The 20,875-nt window shown below is 37.2% G+C and carries 20 protein-coding genes; 17 read left to right on the top strand and 3 right to left on the bottom strand.

Going from position 1 to position 20,875, the window contains the following annotated elements:
- Positions 1–5 precede the first annotated feature (5 nt).
- Positions 6–2,444 carry a TonB-dependent receptor gene (locus tag ACY2RT_RS14760; protein WP_490156696.1) on the bottom strand — a complete coding sequence of 813 codons (2,439 nt, stop codon included), beginning with the start codon at positions 2,442–2,444 and terminating at the stop codon, positions 6–8.
- A 370-nt stretch (positions 2,445–2,814) separates the two neighbouring features.
- Here ACY2RT_RS14760 and ACY2RT_RS14755 point away from each other — a divergent pair, with 370 nt between their 5' ends.
- A complete protein-coding gene (locus ACY2RT_RS14755) occupies positions 2,815–3,174 on the top strand; it encodes a CoA-binding protein (RefSeq protein WP_490156695.1) in 360 nt (119 codons plus the stop codon).
- On the opposite strand, the gene ACY2RT_RS14750 is transcribed toward ACY2RT_RS14755, so the two are convergent.
- Positions 3,145–4,590: a sodium:solute symporter gene (locus ACY2RT_RS14750; protein WP_490156694.1), complete on the bottom strand. Its 1,446-nt coding sequence runs from the start codon at positions 4,588–4,590 to the stop codon at positions 3,145–3,147. The genes ACY2RT_RS14755 and ACY2RT_RS14750 overlap by 30 nt on opposite strands.
- 124 nt (positions 4,591–4,714) lie before the next feature.
- Here ACY2RT_RS14750 and ACY2RT_RS14745 point away from each other — a divergent pair, with 124 nt between their 5' ends.
- From ACY2RT_RS14745 to ACY2RT_RS14730, 4 genes are all read left to right on the top strand, one after another.
- A complete protein-coding gene (locus ACY2RT_RS14745) occupies positions 4,715–7,207 on the top strand; it encodes a T9SS type A sorting domain-containing protein (RefSeq protein WP_490156693.1) in 2,493 nt (830 codons plus the stop codon).
- An 82-nt stretch (positions 7,208–7,289) separates the two neighbouring features.
- Positions 7,290–7,910: a recombination mediator RecR gene (gene recR / locus ACY2RT_RS14740; protein ID WP_490156692.1), complete on the top strand. Its 621-nt coding sequence runs from the start codon at positions 7,290–7,292 to the stop codon at positions 7,908–7,910.
- A gap of 3 nt (positions 7,911–7,913) precedes the next feature.
- Positions 7,914–9,026 carry a glycosyltransferase family 2 protein gene (locus ACY2RT_RS14735; RefSeq protein ID WP_490156691.1) on the top strand — a complete coding sequence of 371 codons (1,113 nt, stop codon included), beginning with the start codon at positions 7,914–7,916 and terminating at the stop codon, positions 9,024–9,026.
- 78 nt (positions 9,027–9,104) lie between these two features.
- Complete coding sequence (locus ACY2RT_RS14730; protein WP_490156690.1) at positions 9,105–10,427, top strand: dihydrolipoamide acetyltransferase family protein; 1,323 nt, start codon at positions 9,105–9,107, stop codon at positions 10,425–10,427.
- On the opposite strand, the gene ACY2RT_RS14725 is transcribed toward ACY2RT_RS14730, so the two are convergent.
- Positions 10,428–11,039 (bottom strand): glutaredoxin family protein, encoded by a 612-nt coding sequence (locus ACY2RT_RS14725; RefSeq protein ID WP_490156689.1) that lies wholly within the window; start codon positions 11,037–11,039, stop codon positions 10,428–10,430.
- Between the two features lie 51 nt (positions 11,040–11,090).
- Between ACY2RT_RS14725 and ACY2RT_RS14720 the strand changes: the two genes are divergently transcribed.
- From ACY2RT_RS14720 to ACY2RT_RS14665, 12 genes are all read left to right on the top strand, one after another.
- A complete protein-coding gene (locus tag ACY2RT_RS14720) occupies positions 11,091–11,867 on the top strand; it encodes an exonuclease domain-containing protein (protein WP_490156688.1) in 777 nt (258 codons plus the stop codon).
- A gap of 2 nt (positions 11,868–11,869) precedes the next feature.
- Complete coding sequence (locus ACY2RT_RS14715; RefSeq protein WP_490156687.1) at positions 11,870–12,481, top strand: fumarylacetoacetate hydrolase family protein; 612 nt, start codon at positions 11,870–11,872, stop codon at positions 12,479–12,481.
- Positions 12,482–12,823, top strand: a complete 342-nt coding sequence (locus ACY2RT_RS14710) for an Hpt domain-containing protein (RefSeq protein ID WP_490156686.1) — start codon at positions 12,482–12,484, stop codon at positions 12,821–12,823. It abuts the gene before it with no gap.
- Positions 12,824–14,071: a competence/damage-inducible protein A gene (locus ACY2RT_RS14705; RefSeq protein ID WP_490156685.1), complete on the top strand. Its 1,248-nt coding sequence runs from the start codon at positions 12,824–12,826 to the stop codon at positions 14,069–14,071.
- A gap of 78 nt (positions 14,072–14,149) precedes the next feature.
- The gene (gene rpmB / locus ACY2RT_RS14700; protein ID WP_490156684.1) at positions 14,150–14,389 is read left to right on the top strand and encodes a 50S ribosomal protein L28; all 240 of its coding nucleotides are present in this window, start codon (positions 14,150–14,152) and stop codon (positions 14,387–14,389) included.
- A gap of 28 nt (positions 14,390–14,417) precedes the next feature.
- Entirely contained in the window at positions 14,418–14,600 is a 183-nt protein-coding gene (rpmG, locus tag ACY2RT_RS14695; protein ID WP_490156683.1) for a 50S ribosomal protein L33, read from the top strand.
- Positions 14,601–14,609: 9 nt separating this feature from the next.
- Positions 14,610–14,762 carry a DUF4295 domain-containing protein gene (locus tag ACY2RT_RS14690; protein WP_490156682.1) on the top strand — a complete coding sequence of 51 codons (153 nt, stop codon included), beginning with the start codon at positions 14,610–14,612 and terminating at the stop codon, positions 14,760–14,762.
- A gap of 144 nt (positions 14,763–14,906) precedes the next feature.
- Positions 14,907–15,860, top strand: a complete 954-nt coding sequence (ftsY, locus tag ACY2RT_RS14685; RefSeq protein ID WP_490156681.1) for a signal recognition particle-docking protein FtsY — start codon at positions 14,907–14,909, stop codon at positions 15,858–15,860.
- A gap of 53 nt (positions 15,861–15,913) precedes the next feature.
- Positions 15,914–16,273, top strand: a complete 360-nt coding sequence (locus ACY2RT_RS14680) for a four helix bundle protein (protein ID WP_490156680.1) — start codon at positions 15,914–15,916, stop codon at positions 16,271–16,273.
- 43 nt (positions 16,274–16,316) lie between these two features.
- The gene (gene rimO / locus ACY2RT_RS14675) at positions 16,317–17,618 is read left to right on the top strand and encodes a 30S ribosomal protein S12 methylthiotransferase RimO (protein WP_490156679.1); all 1,302 of its coding nucleotides are present in this window, start codon (positions 16,317–16,319) and stop codon (positions 17,616–17,618) included.
- 288 nt (positions 17,619–17,906) lie between these two features.
- On the top strand, positions 17,907–19,148 hold the full coding sequence (locus tag ACY2RT_RS14670; protein WP_490156678.1) for a hypothetical protein: 1,242 nt from the start codon (positions 17,907–17,909) through the stop codon (positions 19,146–19,148).
- Between the two features lie 195 nt (positions 19,149–19,343).
- Positions 19,344–20,576, top strand: coding sequence for a glycosyltransferase (locus ACY2RT_RS14665; RefSeq protein WP_490156677.1), 1,233 nt, complete (start codon positions 19,344–19,346; stop codon positions 20,574–20,576).
- Positions 20,577–20,875 lie beyond the last annotated feature (299 nt).

Raw genomic sequence — 20,875 nt, 5'->3', positions numbered from 1 at the left:
ACATTTTAAAAGATTCCGCCACTACCTTCTTTTTCTCTGTCATCTCTTTGTTTTCTGGATTTAGCTCTGTATTTACCACCACCAAAGCGGTAAGATAACCCTACATAGATCGTATTACTTTCCCAGTTAAAGGCACCCGTTTGAACGTATGGCAGTTCACCTTCAAATCCAAATTTCATGGTATCAAAAATATCACTGTAATTTACACTAAAGGTACCTTGTCCTTGCCACAGACTGTAACGTGCACCAACATTTACAAAGTACATTGGGTCTACCGTAAACTGTAAGGTTCTTGCTTGCCCTCTGTAAAATCCAAATGCCGATAACGATAATGCTTTAGTAACTCTAAAATTGTTAAACATTCTAAGGTTCCACGCAACATTATCTACTTCAAAGGTATTTATAACAATATCGTCAGTTGTTGGATTCTCAACATCTGCTAAAGTTTCTGCAATTCCTTTTTGTGTTTGGTTATACAGGTCGAAACTGGCATTAATACTCCACCATTTTGTTGGGCGATAATTACTTGATAGTTCAACTCCGTAAGCCGAAGTGGTATCAAAGTTATCATAAGTAAGTATTACTTTAGTTATATCGGTACGGTCTATAAATAATGCACGGTTTATCTCATCTTCTATTGCTCTGTAGAAGACACCTGCAGTAATACTACCTTTTTCCATACCTCGGGTATAGTTCACTTCTATAGAGTTAGTGAACTGAGGTTGCAATTGTGTATTTCCAAAAGCAGAGATTAATGGAGTACTCCATTCTCTAATTGGATTTACCTGATCTAATCCCGGTCTGTCCACTCGACGGCTATAACTTACCTGATACTGATTCTTTTCAGAAGGGTTATATGTAATATATGCTGAAGGATATACCTGCATATAGTCATTAGTAAAAGAGCTAACAGTATTGGTATCTGCTTTTACTTCTACATTTTCCAGTCGTGCTCCAATCTGGTAGGACCATTTTTCATAGCTCTTTCCATATATGGCATATACCGAATAGATGTCTCTTTTGTAATCAAAATCTGTATCCGGGGTATCAGTTAATTCTCCGTTAGAGTTAAAAGTTTGTCCGGTAGACATATATTCAAGGTTCGTTTCAAACAATCGTGCTTCCAAACCTACTTCAAGTTTTGAAGATTCGGTTAATGGATTTACATAATCAAGATTTAATGTTAAACGGTCTCTTTCCGTATCTACAAAATCTACATAATCATCTAGTATAGAAGCTCCTTCAAACATAAAATTAGCTACTTCATCATCTGTAAATGTATTGTAATCTGCTTCTAATTCAACATTATGGCCTTCTTTGGCAAAATCTAATTTATAGTTGAAATTGTATTGTGAAGACCTGTTATCACTTTCGTTAAAAAACTCCTGCAGTTGGTCCAAAGAAGGGTCATCATAATAAATTATGTCAGTTATACCATCTGTGGCTCCATCAAAGAAATTTTGATTGGTAAAAAACGACAGTGTATTTTTTTCATTCAAATAAAAGTCCAATCCAACTTTTGCGAGATTTGATTTACCGTCATCAAGAAAAGTAAAGAACTGTTCGCTATTGTCATCAGGCCTGAAGACATTCCCAAAGTTCTCATTCTTAGAGATATTATTACTGAAATTCCCATAAAAGTTGAATTTCCCATGTCGATAGTTCGCATTGAGTGAAGCATTAAACTTTGCTTGTTCTTCATAGGTAAGCCCTACACTTGCATCTCCGTTAAAACCAATAGCGACATTTTTATGTAGAATAATATTGATGATACCACTCATTCCTTCAGGGTTGTATTTAGCAGAAGGATTTGTAATTAATTCTATTTGTTTAATAGAGGTAGATGGTATTTGCTTTAATAGTTGTGCAACCGGTACATTGGACAATTTTCCATCCACCATCACACGAACATTTTCGTTACCACGCATAGAAATATCACCTGTTTGCTGATCTATGCTCACAGAAGGTAAATTGTTCATAATATCTGAAGCTGTAGGCCCTGCAGTAATCAGGTCCTTTCCTACGGTAATCACCTTTCTGTCGAGTTTTTGTTGAATAGTAGTACGTTCTGCTATTACGGTTACTTCATCCAGAGCAGCTACATCTTCTTCAAGTAGGATTCTGCCCAGGTCGACTGTACGGTTTCTACGGGAGATCTCAATTTCAGTTTCGTAGGTCACATATCCAATAAATTGAATTGACACCTTGCTTTTTCCTTCCGGAATGTCTCCGATAGAAAATTTTCCTTTATCATCTGTTACTCCTCCGGTAATGATTTCACCGCTTAGCGTTTTAATAGCTACAGTAACATAAGGAATAGGTTCTTGTAAGTTCTTGTCAATAACAGTACCGGTAATTTTACCAATATTTTCCGGGTCAGAATCATTGAAAGCAAAAGTTGAAATGCTTACCAATAATGCAAATAGTAAAAATAAATGTTTCATTTTTTTGATTGAGTTTGTTTGTTCGTTAATATTTGATGGATGCTTTGCTTGCTACCTTGCATAACCCAATTACAACTTATGCTTAGTTAAAATTTACAAACATTTACAATAAGACGCATCACCAAATTTCTTGTTACACAAAATTATAATTTTAACATTTAAAAAAAAACAAACCCGAAGTCTAGAACCTCGGGCTTGTAACTTTACTGCTATTATTAACACTAACCATCAACGTAAAATTTTCACAGTAAAGACAGAAATATTTCTATACAATAGACGGAGCCAAATAAAAAATGTTACATAGGAACACTATTTTAACTAAGTTTTAAGAAATGTATCATGCAGACATTGTAGTTTTAAAAAAAATAAAATGAAGAAAACGCTCGTTTTGGGTGCAAGTTTAAATCCGTCTCGCTACTCGAACCTAGCTATACATCGTTTGGTATCTTCAGGACATACCACAGTAGCAGTAGGGCTGAAAGAAGGTGAGGTTGCAGGTGTTTCAATAACTTCTGAAAAAGAACTTTTCAAGCAACTTGATACCATTACTTTATATTTAAATGCAAAGCGCCAACAAGAATATTATAGCTACATACTTTCGTTAAGGCCAAAGCGTGTCATTTTCAATCCGGGAACCGAAAATACGGAGTTCTACCACCTACTTAAAGAAAATAATATTGAAGTAGAAGTTGCCTGTACGCTAGTGCTTTTGGGAACGAATCAATATTAATCCAAAGAAAGTTAGAAACCCATTTAGTATAAGAATCCCGAATCCTACGTCAAAATTGAATGAATCTTTTAAGAAATGGCTTATTACATATCCCAAAAACGGAGTAATAATAGCTACTACCGGTACGAAAGTATCCTTTACTTTCCATTTTGTGAACATTCCGTAAGCATACAATCCCAGCAGTGGACCATATGTATAACCTGCGAACGTAAATAGTTTTGCAATTACCGAAGCATCTGCAATCACATATTTAAATAAAATAATAACCAGAACTAACACTATTGAAATAAGGATATGTATTCTTTTACGGATTCTCACCTGTTTTTGCTCGTCGTACTTTTTTTCTATATCCAGAATATCAATACTAAATGAAGTAGTTAATGATGTTAAAGCACTATCGGCACTGGAGTATGCAGCAGCGATCAGTCCCAATAAAAAGAAAATTCCAATTCCAATTCCTAAACCGCTTTGGGTCGCAATAGTCGGGAATAACTGATCTTTATGTGCGTCTATACCATTTTTTTGTGCATATACCGTAAGTAAGAGTCCTAATGCTAAAAAAATGAAGTTTACAATGGTAAGTACAATTGTAAACCAAAACATGTTTTTTTGTGCATCTTTTAAGTTTCTGCACGTGAGGTTTTTTTGCATCATATCCTGGTCAAGCCCTGTCATTACTATAGCGATAAAGGCTCCGCTTAAAAATTGTTTTACAAAATGATCTCCGCTTTTCCAATCATCAAAAAAGAACATTTGCGAGAGGTCACTTTCAGAAATAAAATTAAAGACAGTTCCGGCAGAAAGCCCCAGATCTTCCGATACATAATAAATAGCAACCCCTACAGCGATCAACATGAATAATGTTTGGAGCGTATCTGTCCAGACAATGGTTTTAATACCGCTTTTAAATGTATACAACCAGATTAGTAAGATAGTAATGGTTACCGTAACCCAAAAAGGAATCCCCATTTCATTAAATACCAGTTCCTGAAGTACGATTGCCACCAGATATAATCTAAAACTGGCACCTACTATACGTGATAAAAGAAAAAATGAAGCGCCGGTTTTGTATGAATACCCACCAAAACGTCCTTCTAAATAGGTGTAAATTGAAGTAAGGTTCAGGCGATAATACAAAGGCATTAGGACAGTTCCAATAACTGCATACCCCACGGTATACCCCAATACTACCTGAAAGTAACTAAATTTTGATGCTTCCACCCAACCGGGAACCGATATAAAGGTTACACCGCTAAGTGATGCACCTATCATACCAAAAGCAACCAAATACCAGGGGGACTGTTTTCCGGCTTTAAAAAAATCAGAATTGCTCCCTCCTTTGTTCGTTAAAAATGAAATAAATAGTAAAATACCAAAATATCCGGCAATTAATAGCAATATGTGTAATGGTTGCATATATTTTTCGACTTAAATTTAGATTTTTTTGTAAAAATACGAAGATTGCTTATGAGGCAATTTAAATTTTTAATACTTTTGAAGAATTAGTATGCTAACCCTTTAATTTATAATTATATAAGCTATGAAAACTAAACTATTACTACTTTTAACTTTATTCCTGTATGTAACAACTTCACAGTCACAAGAATATATTCGAATGATTGAAGCTGAAACCTATACAGTTCAAGAAATAATTGATAATGCCGAAGCCTACTTTGCCGATAAAGACAAGGGAAGAGGTTCAGGCTATAAACAATTTAAGCGTTGGGAATATATGGCACTTCGTCAGGTAGATGACAATGGTTATTTACCTAAAGTTACGGATAAACTGGCTGAGTTACAACGCTACAATGCATATCTGAATGATACTGCTCAAGACCGTCAGGTACTCGCCGATAACTGGGTTGAACTAGGTCCGGATGACTGGAATGCCACTACGGCATGGAGTCCTGGGGTTGGACGTATTACCGGAATATCAGTTGACCTTACAGATAATGACCATATTATTGTTGGTGCAAATACCGGAGGTGTATGGAGAACTACTGATGGTGGACAAAATTGGACTCCCTTAGGTGACTATTTCGCTAATATGTATGTTTTTTCTGTAGCGATTGACCCGCAGGATTCAGATACTTATTTCTTCGGATCGAATAGTGGATTGATCTACAAATCTACAGATGCCGGAGCTACCTGGACTCAATTAGCAGATATCGGTGCTTCGAGAGTTAATAGAATTTTATTACACCCTACCAATGCTAATATCATGTTCGCTACCAGCGAGAATCAAGGAGTGTTCAGATCTACAGATGGAGGGGCTAATTGGACAGAGCCGGTAACAGATACCAGAGGATTTGATATTGAGTTTAAGCCTGGAGACCCTTCTGTAGTGTATGCATCAGGAAGTGGTTTTCACAAATCAACCGATGGAGGAGCAACATTTAGTACTATTGGAGGTTTTAGTACCGGCCCAAAAATGATCGGTGTTTCTGCAGATGATGATACTGTAGTTTATGTTGTAGAAGCAAATGGTTCATCTTTTGGAGGTTTTTATTCTTCAAGTGACAGTGGATCTAGCTTTACGCAATTGAACCACGCCGGTAGAAACTATTTTGGTTATGATACTGCCGGTTTCCAAAGCGGAGGTCAGGCACCACGTGATATGGCGATTGCTGTAAGCCCTAGTGATGCCAATGAAGTACACATTGCCGGGGTACTTACCTGGAGATCTATGGACGGAGGAGTAACTTTTGCGAATACTTCAGATTGGATACCAGCAGATGCTGCCAGTGCTAATAAGGGTTATTGCCATGCCGATGTTGATCTTTTTGAATTTATAGGAAGTGTTTTATTTGTTGGAACAGACGGAGGAATCTTTAAAGCTACAGATACTCCTAATCTAACAGCCAATTATTATACAGATATCACTAAAGGCCTTGGAATTCGTCAATTCTACAAGATAGGTGTTTCACAAACAACCGATGTTGTTGTAACAGGAGGATCACAAGATAATGGTACTTCCTTTTATACAGCTGCCAATGGATGGAGAGACTGGTTAGGAGCAGATGGTATGGAAGGATTTGTTGATAAAGACTTCCCTAATATTATGTATGGTATGATCCAGTATGGAGGAATGTTCAGAACCAATAACTCAGGTGTATCAATTAGCAACCTTCCGGAACCAGGATCAGGATCCGGTTCATGGGTGAGTCCTTTTGAGCAAGACCCAACAGTGAGTAATACTGTTTACTGTGCTTATAACATCGTTTACAAGTCCACAAATCAAGGTGGAATATGGACTCCAATCTCTCAGAATTTTGTTGGGAATCTGGATAACTTAAAAATTGCACCTACTGACAACCAAATTATGTATGCCTCTAATGGAGGGTTCATGTACAGAACTAGTGATGGTGGAGCAACAGATTGGGTACAGACAACACTTCCGGGAGGAACAGTAACCTCTATTGCTATTCACCCTACAAACCCTGATAGAGTTGCTATTGCAGTTGCAGGGACACAAGCTGTTAAAGTTTCAAATGATGGTGGTACAACCTGGGAAAATTATAAGAAGAACCTGCCTAATTTTGCTGCCGGAGCAGTAATCTGGGATGACAATGGGAATGATGGTCTTTACGTAGGAATGGATTATGGAGTTTATTATATTGATAACACTATGACAGACTGGGTACCTTATAGCAATAATTTACCAAATGTAATTATTGGTGAGTTGGATATTAATAATGCAACCAATATGTTATATGCAGGAACTTATGGAAGAGGCCTTTGGGTTACTCCATTGGTAGAAGATAACTTAGGAACAGATGATAACTTCTTAAGTCAGGAAAGTGTTTCGGTATATCCAAACCCTGCTGTTAATGAGCTTACCGTTAAGTTCCAGCAAGCAGTTGAAGCGGATTTCAGAGTATATGACATTACAGGTAAACTGGTGATGCATCAATCTGATATTTCTGTGGTAAGACAACACACTTTAAATATCTCAGGATTACAGACTGGCGCTTATTTCGTTAGAATTAATTCTGATAGAGGAACTGTAACCAAAAAGTTCATCAAGAAGTAAGAGTCAATATCTTATAAATAGAATGCTTCAGAAATATTATTTTTCTGAAGCATTTTTTTTATCTTGCCTTTAATTATTACCTATGGATTTTTCTTCTAAACTACTTGAAAATGCTGTTAACGAAATGTCACAGCTTCCCGGTATTGGTAAGCGTACAGCTCTACGTTTAGTATTGCATATGCTAAAGCAGCCACAGGAGCAAACACAGCGACTTTCCGAAAGTTTGCAGCAGATGCGTGAAGAAATTAATTTTTGTAAAAATTGCCACAACATTAGTGATACAACCTTGTGTGAAATATGTGCCAACCCCAACCGCAATAAAAAAATTATATGTGTTGTTGAAGACATTCGTGATGTAATGGCAATTGAAAATACAAGTCAATATAAGGGGAGCTACCATGTATTGGGAGGTAAGATCTCACCAATGGATGGAGTAGGACCGGGGGAATTAAATATTGTAACACTGGTAGAAAAAGTGAAATCGGGAGATGTGGAAGAGCTTATTTTTGCATTGAGCTCTACAATGGAAGGAGACACTACCAATTTTTTCATTTTCAAACAAATTGAAGAGTATCCAGTTACTACTACTACTATTGCCCGGGGTATTTCTGTGGGAGATGAGCTGGAATATGCAGACGAGGTCACTTTGGGACGTAGTATTTTAAATAGAATTCCGTTTGAAACTTCTTTAAAAAGCTCATAGACCTTGAAGCTATCCGTAATCATTCTCAATTACAACGTCCGTTTTTTTTTGGAACAGGCCATTCGTAGCGTTCAGCGTGCTTTAACCAGTATAGATGCCGAAATTATTGTCATCGATAATGACTCGTCTGATGACAGTTGCCAGATGGTAAAAAAACTTTTTCCAAATGTAGTCTTAATAGAGAACAAAGAAAATGTAGGTTTCAGCAAAGCAAATAACCAGGGAGTCGCTATAGCAAAAGGTGAATATGTTTGTATCCTGAACCCGGATACGGCAGTTGCCGAAGATACTTTTATAAAATGTATTCACTATGCCCAGACTATAGAGAATATGGGAGCATTGGGGGTTTATTTAATGGATGGTACGGGAAATTTTCTTCCGGAGAGTAAGCGTAATGTACCCACACCAAAAGCATCCATTTTAAAACTATTTGGACTGGGAGGGAGTTATTATGCAAAACACCTTTCAAAAGAAGCTGCCGGGAAAGCAGATATTCTGGTAGGTGCATTTATGTTTTTAAAACGAAGTATATACAACGAAGTAGGTGGTTTTGATGAAGACTACTTTATGTATGGAGAAGATATCGACCTTTCCTATAAAATAAAAATGGCAGGCTATCAAAACCACTATTTAGGAAGTACTGAAATATTGCACTACAAAGGAGAAAGTACCAAGAAAGATGCTTTATATTACGATAGATTTTATGGAGCCATGCGTATTTTTTATAAAAAACACTTTAAAACAAATCCGCTTTTTAACACTTCGGTGAATTTAGGAGTTTCACTTCTCAAAAGATTCAGGACCTCAAAGGGTAACTCAATATATAAAACTCCGGATAATGCCTATGTCTTTACCGAAAACCTGTATTTGCTGAAAGGACTTTCAGGAAAACTGGATATGCCTTTAAAATCGGCTTCTAAAGCAATTTTTCAGGAAGAGAGCTTTAACAATTCCATGCTCATTTTTGATTCTGAATACATGCAGTATTCACAAATCTTTTCTATAATGAAACGTTACCGGAACAATAACAATCAATTTCGAATTTATCCGCCCAGAAGTAATTTCATTGTAGGAAGCGACCAAAGTGATGAAAAAGGAAGCGTGATCGTTTTTTAAGAAAATTCAACCAAGAAATAGTTGAAATTTAACTAATTTTGCAGCGTTAAAATAAAAAACAGCTGCAATAAAGGAATTATGGCAAAATTTGAATTGAAACTACCAAAGATGGGTGAAAGTGTTGCCGAAGCTACGGTAACCAACTGGCTTAAAGAAGTAGGAGATACTATTGAAGCAGATGAAGCTGTGCTTGAGATAGCTACCGATAAGGTAGATAGCGAAGTACCCAGTGAAGTAGACGGTGTTTTGGTAGAAAAATTATTCAATGCAGATGATGTAGTGCAAGTAGGGCAAACCATTGCTATTATCGAAACGGAGATGAACGGGGAAGCTGTGACCGATCTTCCAAAGACCGAAATCAAAGTAGAAGATGCTGCTTCTGCATCACAGGAAGCTATTACACAAGTAGAAAAACATGTAACTACAGCCAAGGAGACCACTCAATCTACAATCGAGAGCAGTGGTGACCGATTCTATTCGCCTTTGGTAAAGAACATTGCCGCTGCCGAAGGAATTTTACAAGCCGAATTGGATGGTATTCCTGGTACAGGAAAAGACGGACGTGTGACAAAGAATGATATTTTGGGCTATCTTGAAAATCGTTCTGCAAAGCATCCCGCACCAAAGGTTACTACTGCACCACAAGTAGAAAAGCAGACTTCAAAGCCGGCAACTCCGGTTTCTGTAAATGGAGAAGATGAAATTATAGAGATGACTCGTATGGGAAAACTCATCGCTCATCATATGGTGGAAAGTGTTCAAACTTCGGCCCATGTACAATCTTTTATTGAAGCCGATGTAACCAAAATATGGAACTGGCGTAAAAAAGTAAAAGAAGCTTTTGCAAAGAGAGAGGGAGAAAATTTAACATTCACTCCAATTTTTATGGAAGCTGTTGCAAAGGCCCTTAAGGATTTTCCAATGATTAATATCTCTGTAGATGGTGATAAAATTATCAAGCGGAAAAACATAAACTTAGGAATGGCAGCTGCTTTAGCTGATGGAAATCTAATTGTTCCTGTAATTAAAAATGCAGACCAACTCAATTTGGTTGGAATGAGTAAGGCGGTGAATGATCTTGCCAACCGTGCACGTAACAATCAATTAAAACCGGATGAGATCCAAGGCGGAACCTATACGGTAACCAACGTAGGAACTTTTGGAAGTATTATGGGAACGCCAATAATCAACCAGCCACAAGTAGGTATTTTGGCATTGGGAGCGATACGAAAAGTTCCTGCAGTGATTGAAACATCAGAAGGTGATTTCATTGGTATTCGCTATAAAATGTTCTTGTCACATAGCTATGACCACAGAGTGGTAAATGGCGCTTTAGGAGGGCAGTTTGTAAAACGGGTTGCAGATTACCTGGAAAACTGGGACAGTAACAGGGAGTTTTAATTATTGAATCTCTTTTACTATCATTTGCAGATCATTATAACCAAAAATTACGTGGTCCTTGTTCCAGATCACCGGGAAACGAATTTTGGTTTCTTCCGTTAAACTTCTTTCAATAAGTCGCATAAACTGGTTGTAAAGTATGGCGTCCTCGGTAATATCAAACACACGATGGGAGATACGGTTGTCTTTCAACACTGTTGCCAGTTCATCACATTTTTCACAATTATTTTTAGTGAAAAGAACACGTTTTCCCTTGATCATTTTTTCAATATCCTTGGCTTGTTTCTCATAGGTGAAGTTAACGTTCCTTTTTTCTTTATTGATGATGAGGTCGTAGGTATACATAGAAGGAGTGTTCGCCAACTCAATCAAAGTAATCATTGGAACCTTTGTCTTGGGAGGAATGTCTTTAATAACAGGCTTTGAAGCACTTTTACGATAGCCTTCGGCATTCACCATAAAAAAAACGTTCAGAGTATCTGTAGTTTTGTTTTCCGCAAAAAGAACGATCCGTTTTCCAGTCTTTTTTTCAGAAATTAAAACTTTTAGCTCTTGACAATACATTTGAAATGATGAAAAAGCTAAAAAAGTAAATAGAATTTTACGTAACATAGGCAAGTCACAAATTTATGAATTACTACCTTTGTATCACAAATTATACCAATGGAATTAAATTTAAAAAAACCCATCTGCTTTTTTGATCTGGAAACGACGGGAATAAATGTAGCAACAGACCGAATTGTAGAAATTTCCATCTTAAAAGTCTTTCCTAATGGTAATAAAGAAAGTCATACCTGGCGTGTGAATCCGGAGATGCCCATTCCGGCAGTAGTATCTGCCATTCATGGAATAACAGACGAAATGGTGGCGAACGAACCTCCTTTTCGTGAATTGGCTCCTAAGATATATGCTTTGCTGAAAGATAGTGACCTTGGAGGATTTAATTCCAATAGGTTTGACATTCCTTTATTAGCTGAAGAACTATTGCGCGCAGAAATAGATTTCGATCTAAAAAAAGCACTATCTGTGGACGTACAGACTATTTTTCATAAAAAAGAAAAACGCACCTTAGAAGCTGCCTATAAATTTTATTGTGATAAGGAACTGGAAGATGCACACAGTGCCAAAGCAGATACAGATGCAACTTACGAAGTTTTAAAGGCCCAGTTGGATAAATACGATGACCTAGAGAATGATGTGGCCTCTTTAGCAGTGTTCAGCTCTCATAAAAGCTTTGCAGATTTTGCAGGGTATATAGGTTATAACAAAGAAAAAGAAGAGATATTTAATTTTGGAAAACACAAAGGGGCTAAAGTTGAGGATATAATGGAAAAAGAACCAGGTTATTTTGGCTGGCTACTCAATGCAGATTTTCCATTATACACAAAAAAAGTATTGACGCGCATTAAACTTCAAAAATTAAATAACAAACTAGAGTAGTAATGAAGATCATATGTGTAGGTAGAAATTATGCTGCCCATATAGAAGAGTTAGAAAATGAAAAGCCGGAAGATCCCGTGTTATTTTTAAAGCCTGATACTTCTATTTTGCTAAAAAAACAACCATTTTTTATACCGGATTTTTCTGAAGATGTACACCACGAAGTGGAAATACTTGTAAAGGTCAAAAAGATAGGAAAACATATAGATCGTAAGTTTGCCAGTAAATATTATGATGAAATTGGCTTGGGAATTGATTTTACAGCACGAGACTTGCAATCGCAATTAAAAAGTAAAGGTTTGCCCTGGGAAAAGGCCAAGTCATTTGATGGAGCAGCTGTAATAGGGAATTTCTTACCAAAAACTACATATGAGAATGTAAATGCTATAAATTTCAGCTTAAAAAAGAACGAAGAGATTGTTCAGGAAGGCAATACAGCCTTGATGTTGTGGAAAATTGATGAGTTAATCGAATATATTTCAAAATATTTTACTTTAAAGATTGGAGATATTATCTTTACAGGCACTCCGGCAGGAGTGGCTCAAGTAAAACCAAACGATAACTTGACCGGTTATATAGAAGAAAAGGAAGTCTTTTCGATAAAAGTTAAATAGATGAGTAGACATTATTCAAAAGAAAGTTTAAGTGTGGTTGCCGGTGGCGACTTAGAGTTTATGGCTGTGGTTGCAAAAACCTTTTTAGAAGAGATTCCACCGGATTTATACGCAATGGAAGAAGCCATTCATAATGATAATAAGGAATTGGCGTATCAATTTGCTCACAAAATGAAGCCTAATCTGGAAATGTTTGGCATTGATGTCTTAAAAGATATTACCTCGATAGAAGCCTGGACAAGAACTTCCAAAAATAAAGCAGCTATTACTGCAAATCTGGAAACAGTACTTACTTCGGTAAAAGCTGTTTTTGAGGAGCTTAAAGAAGATTTTAATTTATAGATGCTTGCTGAGATTATCACTATAGGTGACGAAATTCTTATTGGTCAGATTGTAGACACCAATTCAGCTTACATTAGCAAAGAGCTTAATAAAATTGGTGTACAAGTATATCAGATCACTTCTGTTCAAGACGATAAAGAACACATTTTAAAAGCGTTGTCAGAAGCTAAAACCAGAGTAGACCTGGTATTGGTTACCGGTGGATTGGGACCCACCAAAGACGATCTTACCAAACAAACCTTTTGCGACTTTTTTGATGACACTTTAGTAGAAGATCCTGAAGTTTTGAAACACATCCATATGTTGTTTTCAAAATACTTTAACAAGAAACCTTTAGCGACGAACTTACAACAAGCAATGGTACCGTCAAAAGCGGTAATACTGAAAAATCTTCACGGTACAGCACCGGGAATGTGGATGGAACAAGATAGCGTATTATTTGTTTCAATGCCGGGCGTGCCTTATGAAATGAAGCATTTGTTACAAGATGAGGTCTTTCCGCGAATTATTGAGAAGTTTAGCACGCCATTTATTTACCATAAGACATTATTGACCTATGGATTGGGTGAAAGCTCTATTGCCGACAGGATTGAGGCTTGGGAAGATGACTTACCCAAACATATTAAACTTGCCTATTTACCTTCCTTGGGAAGAGTGCGTTTAAGGCTTTCTTCCAAAGGGACTGATGAAGGACTATTAAGAAAAGAAGTAGATATCCGGATGGATGTACTTCATGGGCTATTGGAAGATATTGCAGTTGGGTACGAAGATGAAACCAGTATTGACCGCCGAATAGGAATATTATTAGCGAAAAAAGGGCACTCACTTAGTTTGGCAGAAAGTTGCACAGGAGGTGCCATTGCTGAAAAAATTACGGCAAATGCAGGTGCTTCAGCATATTTTAAAGGCGGTATTATTCCCTATGAGACTGCAAAGAAAGTTTCTATTCTTGGTGTTGATGAAAAATTGATACAAGACCACACGGTTGTAAGTGCTCCCGTTGCAGAAGCTATGGCGACACACTCGCAAAAACTATTTGACACAGAGTACGCTGTGGCTACGACAGGTATTGCAGGTCCAACGAAAGGAGACGGAAAAGATGAAGTAGGCACGGTATATATCGCAATAGCGAGCCCAAATGGAGTAATTTCGGAGAGATACAGTTTCGGAAAAGCAAGAGAAAGAGTAATAGAAAAGGCAACTAACAAAGCTCTGGAAATGCTCCTAAAAGAAATTTTAAAAAACTAAAATTCTTTTGTTGGTCATACCGATTAATTTTTTTAAATTTGCAGCCTGTTTTAAAATAACTAAATAATAGTTGAAACAATGTCTAGAGTTTGTGAGCTTACCGGAAAGAGAGCTATCGTTGGAAACAACGTATCTCACGCGATGAATAAAACAAAACGCAAGTTTAATGTAAACTTGGTTAAAAAACGTTTTTACATTCCTGAAGAAGACAAGTGGATGACGCTACGGGTATCTACTTCAGCATTAAAGAACATTAATAAAAAAGGGATCTCTGCAGTTATTAAAGAGGCTCGTGAAAAGGGTTTCTTAAACAAATAATTTGTAGCACCACTAAAAGTCGAATACAATGGCTAGAAAAGGAAATAGAGTACAGGTGATTTTAGAGTGTACAGAGCATAAAGAGTCTGGACAACCGGGAACTTCTCGTTATATCACTACAAAAAATAAAAAGAACACACCGGATAGAATGGAATTGAAGAAGTTCAATCCTATCTTAAAGAAAATGACGGTTCATAAAGAAATTAAATAATTTAGAGTCATGGCAAAGAAATCAGTAGCATCGTTACAAACAGGATCCAAGCGATTAACAAAAGCCATTAAAATGGTAAAATCGCCTAAATCAGGAGCATACACTTTTGTAGAATCTATTATGTCTCCAGAAGCAGTAAACGACTGGTTAAACAAAAAATAACGATTGCAACAATAATATAAGTAAGGCCACTTTTTTATAAGAGTGGCTTTTTCTATTTTGTATCTTTAGCCGTTTTCCTGATATATTACAGTTGGGTATTCAAAATGACTTATACAAACAAATACAATAAACTAATAAGGCATAATGAGCTTTTTTAAAAAAATATTTTCAAAAGATAAAAAGGAAACTCTCGATAAAGGGTTGGAGAAATCTAAAAACTCTTTTTTAGACAAACTAAGTAAAGCGGTTGCAGGAAAGAGTAAAGTAGATGATGACGTTCTCGATAACCTTGAAGAAGTTTTAGTATCCAGTGACGTAGGTGTAAATACTACGCTTAAAGTTATTGAACGGATAGAAGAACGTGTTTCTAAAGACAAATATTTAGGGACCGAAGAATTAAACAAGATTCTTCGTGAAGAGATCGCCGGACTATTGAGTGAAACCAATACAGGCAACGAAACCGAATTTGAAATTCCCAAAAGAGAGACACCTCACGTTATTATGGTTGTAGGTGTTAATGGAGTAGGAAAAACCACTACAATTGGTAAACTGGCGCATCAATTTAAGAAAGCAGGGAAGAAAGTTGTTCTGGGAGCAGCAGATACCTTCCGTGCTGCGGCCATCGATCAGCTTCAAATATGGGCAGACAGAACCGATGTTCCTATTGTTCGGCAGGACATGGGCAGTGACCCGGCTAGTGTTGCTTTCGATACTTTACAAAGCGCTGTTAACCAGGGAGCAGATGTTGTGATCATTGATACTGCCGGTCGTTTACACAACAAAGTAAACCTTATGAACGAGTTGACCAAAGTAAAGCGGGTTATGCAAAAAGTAATTCCGGATGCCCCACACGATGTGCTATTAGTACTAGACGGTTCCACCGGTCAAAATGCATTTGAGCAGGCCAAACAATTTACTGCTGCAACCGAAGTAACATCATTGGCTGTAACCAAACTCGATGGAACTGCTAAAGGAGGAGTTGTTATCGGGATCAGTGATCAATTTCAGATTCCTGTAAAATACATTGGAGTAGGAGAAGGTATTGAAGATCTTCAGGTATTCAACAAATTTGAGTTTGTGGACTCGTTTTTTAAGTAGGGAAGTTAGGAGTAAGAAGTAAGAAGCTGGAAGTAAGGAGTAAGGAGTAGAGGATGGGTAAGTCTAAGAGTTTTAAAGATTTAATTGTATGGCAAAAAGCACATTACCTTGTTCTTGAAATCTATAAAATGACATTAGAACTTCCCAAAAGTGAAAAATTTGGTATTTCGAATCAAATTAAAAGATCCTCTGTTTCAGTTTCTGCCAACATTTCTGAATCATTTGGAAGAATTGGCTTGAAAGATAAAATTAGATTCTTGTACATTGCAAATGGTTCACTTGAAGAAACTAAGTACTTTCTTATCCTTATAGAAGACTTAAACTTTATAAATACAAGTGATTTATATACTAAAACTGAAGAAGTGTCCAAAATATTAAATTCTTATATAAACAAAATGAAAACAAGTTTATAAAATGCTTGTTTCTTAATACTTACTTCTTACTACTTGAATTCATATGCGAACAAAAACACTTAAAAAGAACAAGATCAATGTTGTAACACTGGGTTGCTCTAAGAATACTTACGACAGCGAAGTGTTAATGGGACAGTTACGTGCCAATAACAAGGAAGTTGTTCATGAGGAAGAAGGGAATGTAGTGGTAATCAACACCTGCGGATTTATTGCCAACGCAAAGGAAGAAAGTGTAAATACTATTTTAGAATACGTTCAGAAAAAGGAAGAGGGTGTTGTTGACAAAGTTTTTGTGACAGGATGCCTTTCAGAACGCTATAAACCAGACCTCCAAAAGGAAATTCCTAATGTAGATCAATATTTTGGTACTACAGAACTTCCGGGATTGCTAAAAGCTCTTGGGGCAGATTATAAACACGAACTCATAGGAGAACGCCTCACGACAACACCAAAGAACTATGCGTATCTAAAGATCGCAGAGGGGTGCGACCGCCCATGTTCGTTTTGTGCCATTCCAATTATGAGAGGGAAACATCGCTCTACACCCATGGAAGATCTGGTCACCGAAGCTGAAAAACTTGCAGCAAATGGCGTGAAAGAACTCATACTAATCGCACAGGATCTAACGTATTACGGACTTGATCTCTACAAAAAACGAAACCTGGCCGAGTTACTTCAGAAATTGGTAAAAGTAGAAGGAATAGAATGGATTAGATTGCACTATGCATTTCCCACAGGCTTTCCAATGGATGTATTGGAAGTAATGCGAAATGAACCAAAAATCTGTAATTATATAGACATTCCGTTGCAACATATTGCGGACTCTGTTTTAAAATCCATGCGCCGTGGAACCACGAAAGCAAAGACAACAAAATTATTGGAAGACTTCAGGGAGGCAGTTCCGGAAATGACTATTCGAACTACTCTTATCGTTGGTTATCCGGGAGAAACCGAAGAAGATTTCCAAACCCTTAAAGATTGGGTAACAGCAATGCGTTTTGAGCGTTTAGGCTGTTTCACCTATTCACATGAAGAAAATACACATGCGTATCATCTGGAAGATGATGTTCCCGAAGAAGTGAAAATGGACCGTGCTAACCAGATCATGGAAATACAATCACAAATCTCCTGGGAACTAAATCAGCAGAAGGTAGGGAAAGAATTCAGAGTGGTCATTGACCGTAAAGAAGGGAGCTATTTTGTAGGCCGAACGGAGTTTGACAGCCCGGATGTAGATAATGAGGTGTTGATCAATGCTGAAGAAGGCTATCTTCGAACCGGAGAATTTTTTAATGTAAAGATCACTGCTGCAGAAGATTTCGATCTATATGCAGAACTTGTTTAACCCTTTCTAAAAATAAGCTAACCCGATCTTTGTTAAGGTAATTTTAGATTTTTAACACTATCCTTTTTTATATCATTACCCCTGTTTCTGAAAAGGAATGTGTATTAAATATTGAAACCTATTGGAAGGCAAGGTCATCTATTAAAAAGCTCTTAATCACCTTCTTTGTAAAAAGAATATTTATAAAAAATACAGGGAAGGCACTTCAAAGATTACAATTATTTTTGGATAAGGGCGTTTTATGATGATGCACTTTTTAAAATGCTAACAACCACTAAAAAATATCCTATGCGTTTTTTCATTTCAATTCTGTTTTTAATGGGATTGCTTATCTCGTGTAAATCTGATGTCAAAAAAGAAACCCCTATTACTTCTGAAGTAAAAGAAATTCCGCTTCAAAATTTGGATAATCCCGTTACAGGCAATAGTTTTTTACCGCGTCTTTACAGCAATGGGAACAACCTTTTTATGTCTTGGGTAGAAAAAGACTCGTTAGCGACATTGCAATATTCTGTTTTTGAAAATGGAACATGGAAAACCCCTGAAGAGATCACATCTGGGAAGGACTGGTTTGTAAACTGGGCCGATTTCCCTGCACTGGCAGAAAACAATGGAAATATTTTAACCAGCTTTCTTCAAAAGTCAGCCAATGGAAAATATACCTATGATGTAAAACTGAATTTATATACTTCAGAAAAAAACCAGTGGAAGAAAAATTTTATTCTTAATGATGACGGTACACAAAGTGAACACGGCTTTGTTTCCATGATGCCGTATGTTGCAAACTCTTTTGTAGTTACCTGGCTGGATGGAAGAGAAACAGTTGGTAAAGAACATGGTGGTGGATCAATGACATTGCGAGCTGCTATTGTTTTTGAAGACGGAACAATCGATCATGATACACTGCTTGATGAAAGAGTCTGTGACTGCTGTCAGACAAGTACGACTATAGGCCCCAACGACGAAATCATTGTTGCTTACAGAGACCGGAGTGAGGATGAAATACGTGATATTTCGGTGGTACGTTGGCAACGCGAGACAGGCTGGTCAAAACCTAAAACGATTGGAAACGATAATTGGAAAATTGATGGATGCCCTGTAAACGGGCCTTCAATAGCAGCTAAAGGGAATGCGCTCGCCGTTGCCTGGTTTACTGCTGCCGGAGAAGTGTCAAAGACGAATATTGCTTTTTCCGAAGATAACGGAGTAACATTTATGCCCCCTGTTCGAATGGATAACGGAGATGCCATTGGAAGAGTAGACGTTGCAATGCTTTCTGAAAATGAAGCTGCTGTAGTCTGGATGGAACCAGATGGAGAGGATACTTTGATACATTTACAAAAAGTCAACTCAGATGGAACAAAAGGTAATCTGGTCACTGTAGCCAAAACAAGTTCCGAACGTAACAGTGGCTTTCCACAATTGGAAATAGTGGGTGATACGGCTTATCTGGCCTGGACTTCCACTTCGGAAAATGATGCTAAGGTCAAAACTATTAAAACGGCGTCGATAAAAGTAGCAGACCTATAACTCCAAACTCCATGCTTCAAACTTCCAGCTCTATGTCATTCCGAACGAAAGTGAGAAATCTCAAAGATTCTTCGTATCGCTACACTCACTCTGAATGACACAATTAGCTTCATACTTCTAACTTCGTGCTCCCAACTTCCAGCCTCCAGCTTTAGACTCCCAACTTCTAAGTATATTTGCTACAAAAGATTAAGATTGAATACACTGTTGATCATTGGTCATACTTTCCCCGAACCGGCTACTACAGCTGCCGGCTGCCGGATGATGCAACTTATTGAATTGTTTACCGAATCTGTATATAAGGTTACTTTTGCGAGTACTGCATTGGCTTCGGAAAGATCTGTGAATCTTGAACGATTAGGGGTCACGTTAGAATCTATTCAACTGAATCATTCTTCCTTTGATACATTTATAACAGAATTAAAACCTTCTGTAGTACTTTTTGACCGCTATATTACCGAAGAACAATTTGGATGGCGGGTAGCAGAACACTGCCCGGATGCGATACGGATCTTAGATACAGAAGACCTGCACTTTTTAAGAAAAGCCCGCGAAACAGCTGTCAAGGATAATATTCCGGTTGAAGCAGCAAATCTTTTTACCGAAACTGCTAAACGAGAACTGGCGAGTATTTTGCGAAGTGATCTGTCATTGATCATTTCGGAAGCGGAAATGGAGCTATTGCAACATACTTTTAAAATCCCTGCTGAAATACTCTTCTACCTGCCTTTTATTATTGAAACATTTTCGGAAGAAACTTCTCCTTTTGAAGAACGAACAGATTTCATTGCAATTGGAAATTTATTGCATGCACCCAATATAGATTCGGTCCTGTACTTAAAAAAAGAGATCTGGCCACTCATAAAGAAAGAACTACCTGAAGCAAAGCTTCATATTTATGGTGCATATGCGCCTCAACAAATTCTCGAATTACACAATGAAAAAGAAGGATTTCTAATTGAGGGATGGACAGAAAATGTCTCCGGGGCAATGCGAAAAGCAAAAGTGTGCCTGGCACCCTTACGGTTTGGTGCAGGATTAAAAGGAAAATTACTGGATGCAATGCTGTACGGGACACCTTCGGTAACTACCCCAATAGGGGCAGAAGGGATGCACGGTGAGTTTTCTTTTTCGGGAAAGGTCTCAGATACGGTAACCGGTTTTGTGGATGCTTCGGTTGCACTTTACAATAACAAAACGGAATGGTTGGAAGCACAAGAAAACGGGTTTTATATTATTGAAAAACGATTTCGCAAAGACCTTTTTTCTGAAGCTTTTAAAGAGCGTCTTTTTAGACTTGAGGAGCATTTAAAGGAACATCGTGTCCAAAACTTTGTCGGGCAAATTCTTCAGCACCAAACACTGCAAAGTACAAGGTATATGAGCAAATGGATCGAAGTAAAGAACAATATAAAAAAGAGCCGCTAAGCAGCCCCTTTTCTGGTTAGCAAGTTCACGTGGAACTCTTATAACCTCTTATTTAACTGGTTATATTTCATTATGAGTACTCTAAGATGCTAATTATATGATGAGTTTGCAATCTGGCCTTTTCTTTAAACATCCATCAAAAGACATAATTGAAATGCACTTCGGTGATTTTCCTGATATTTTTAATAATAAATTGACTTATAAGGCAATATTTGTTTTTATACCACTGTTAATTAAATAATTAAAAAAAATAGACATGTATTTTAATTGACGTATACGTCATATGTTGAAAAATTTGG

It is taken from the genome of Ulvibacter sp. 2210JD10-4, from assembly GCF_058148525.1.
This window is presented reverse-complemented; position numbering and strand designations above follow the sequence as displayed.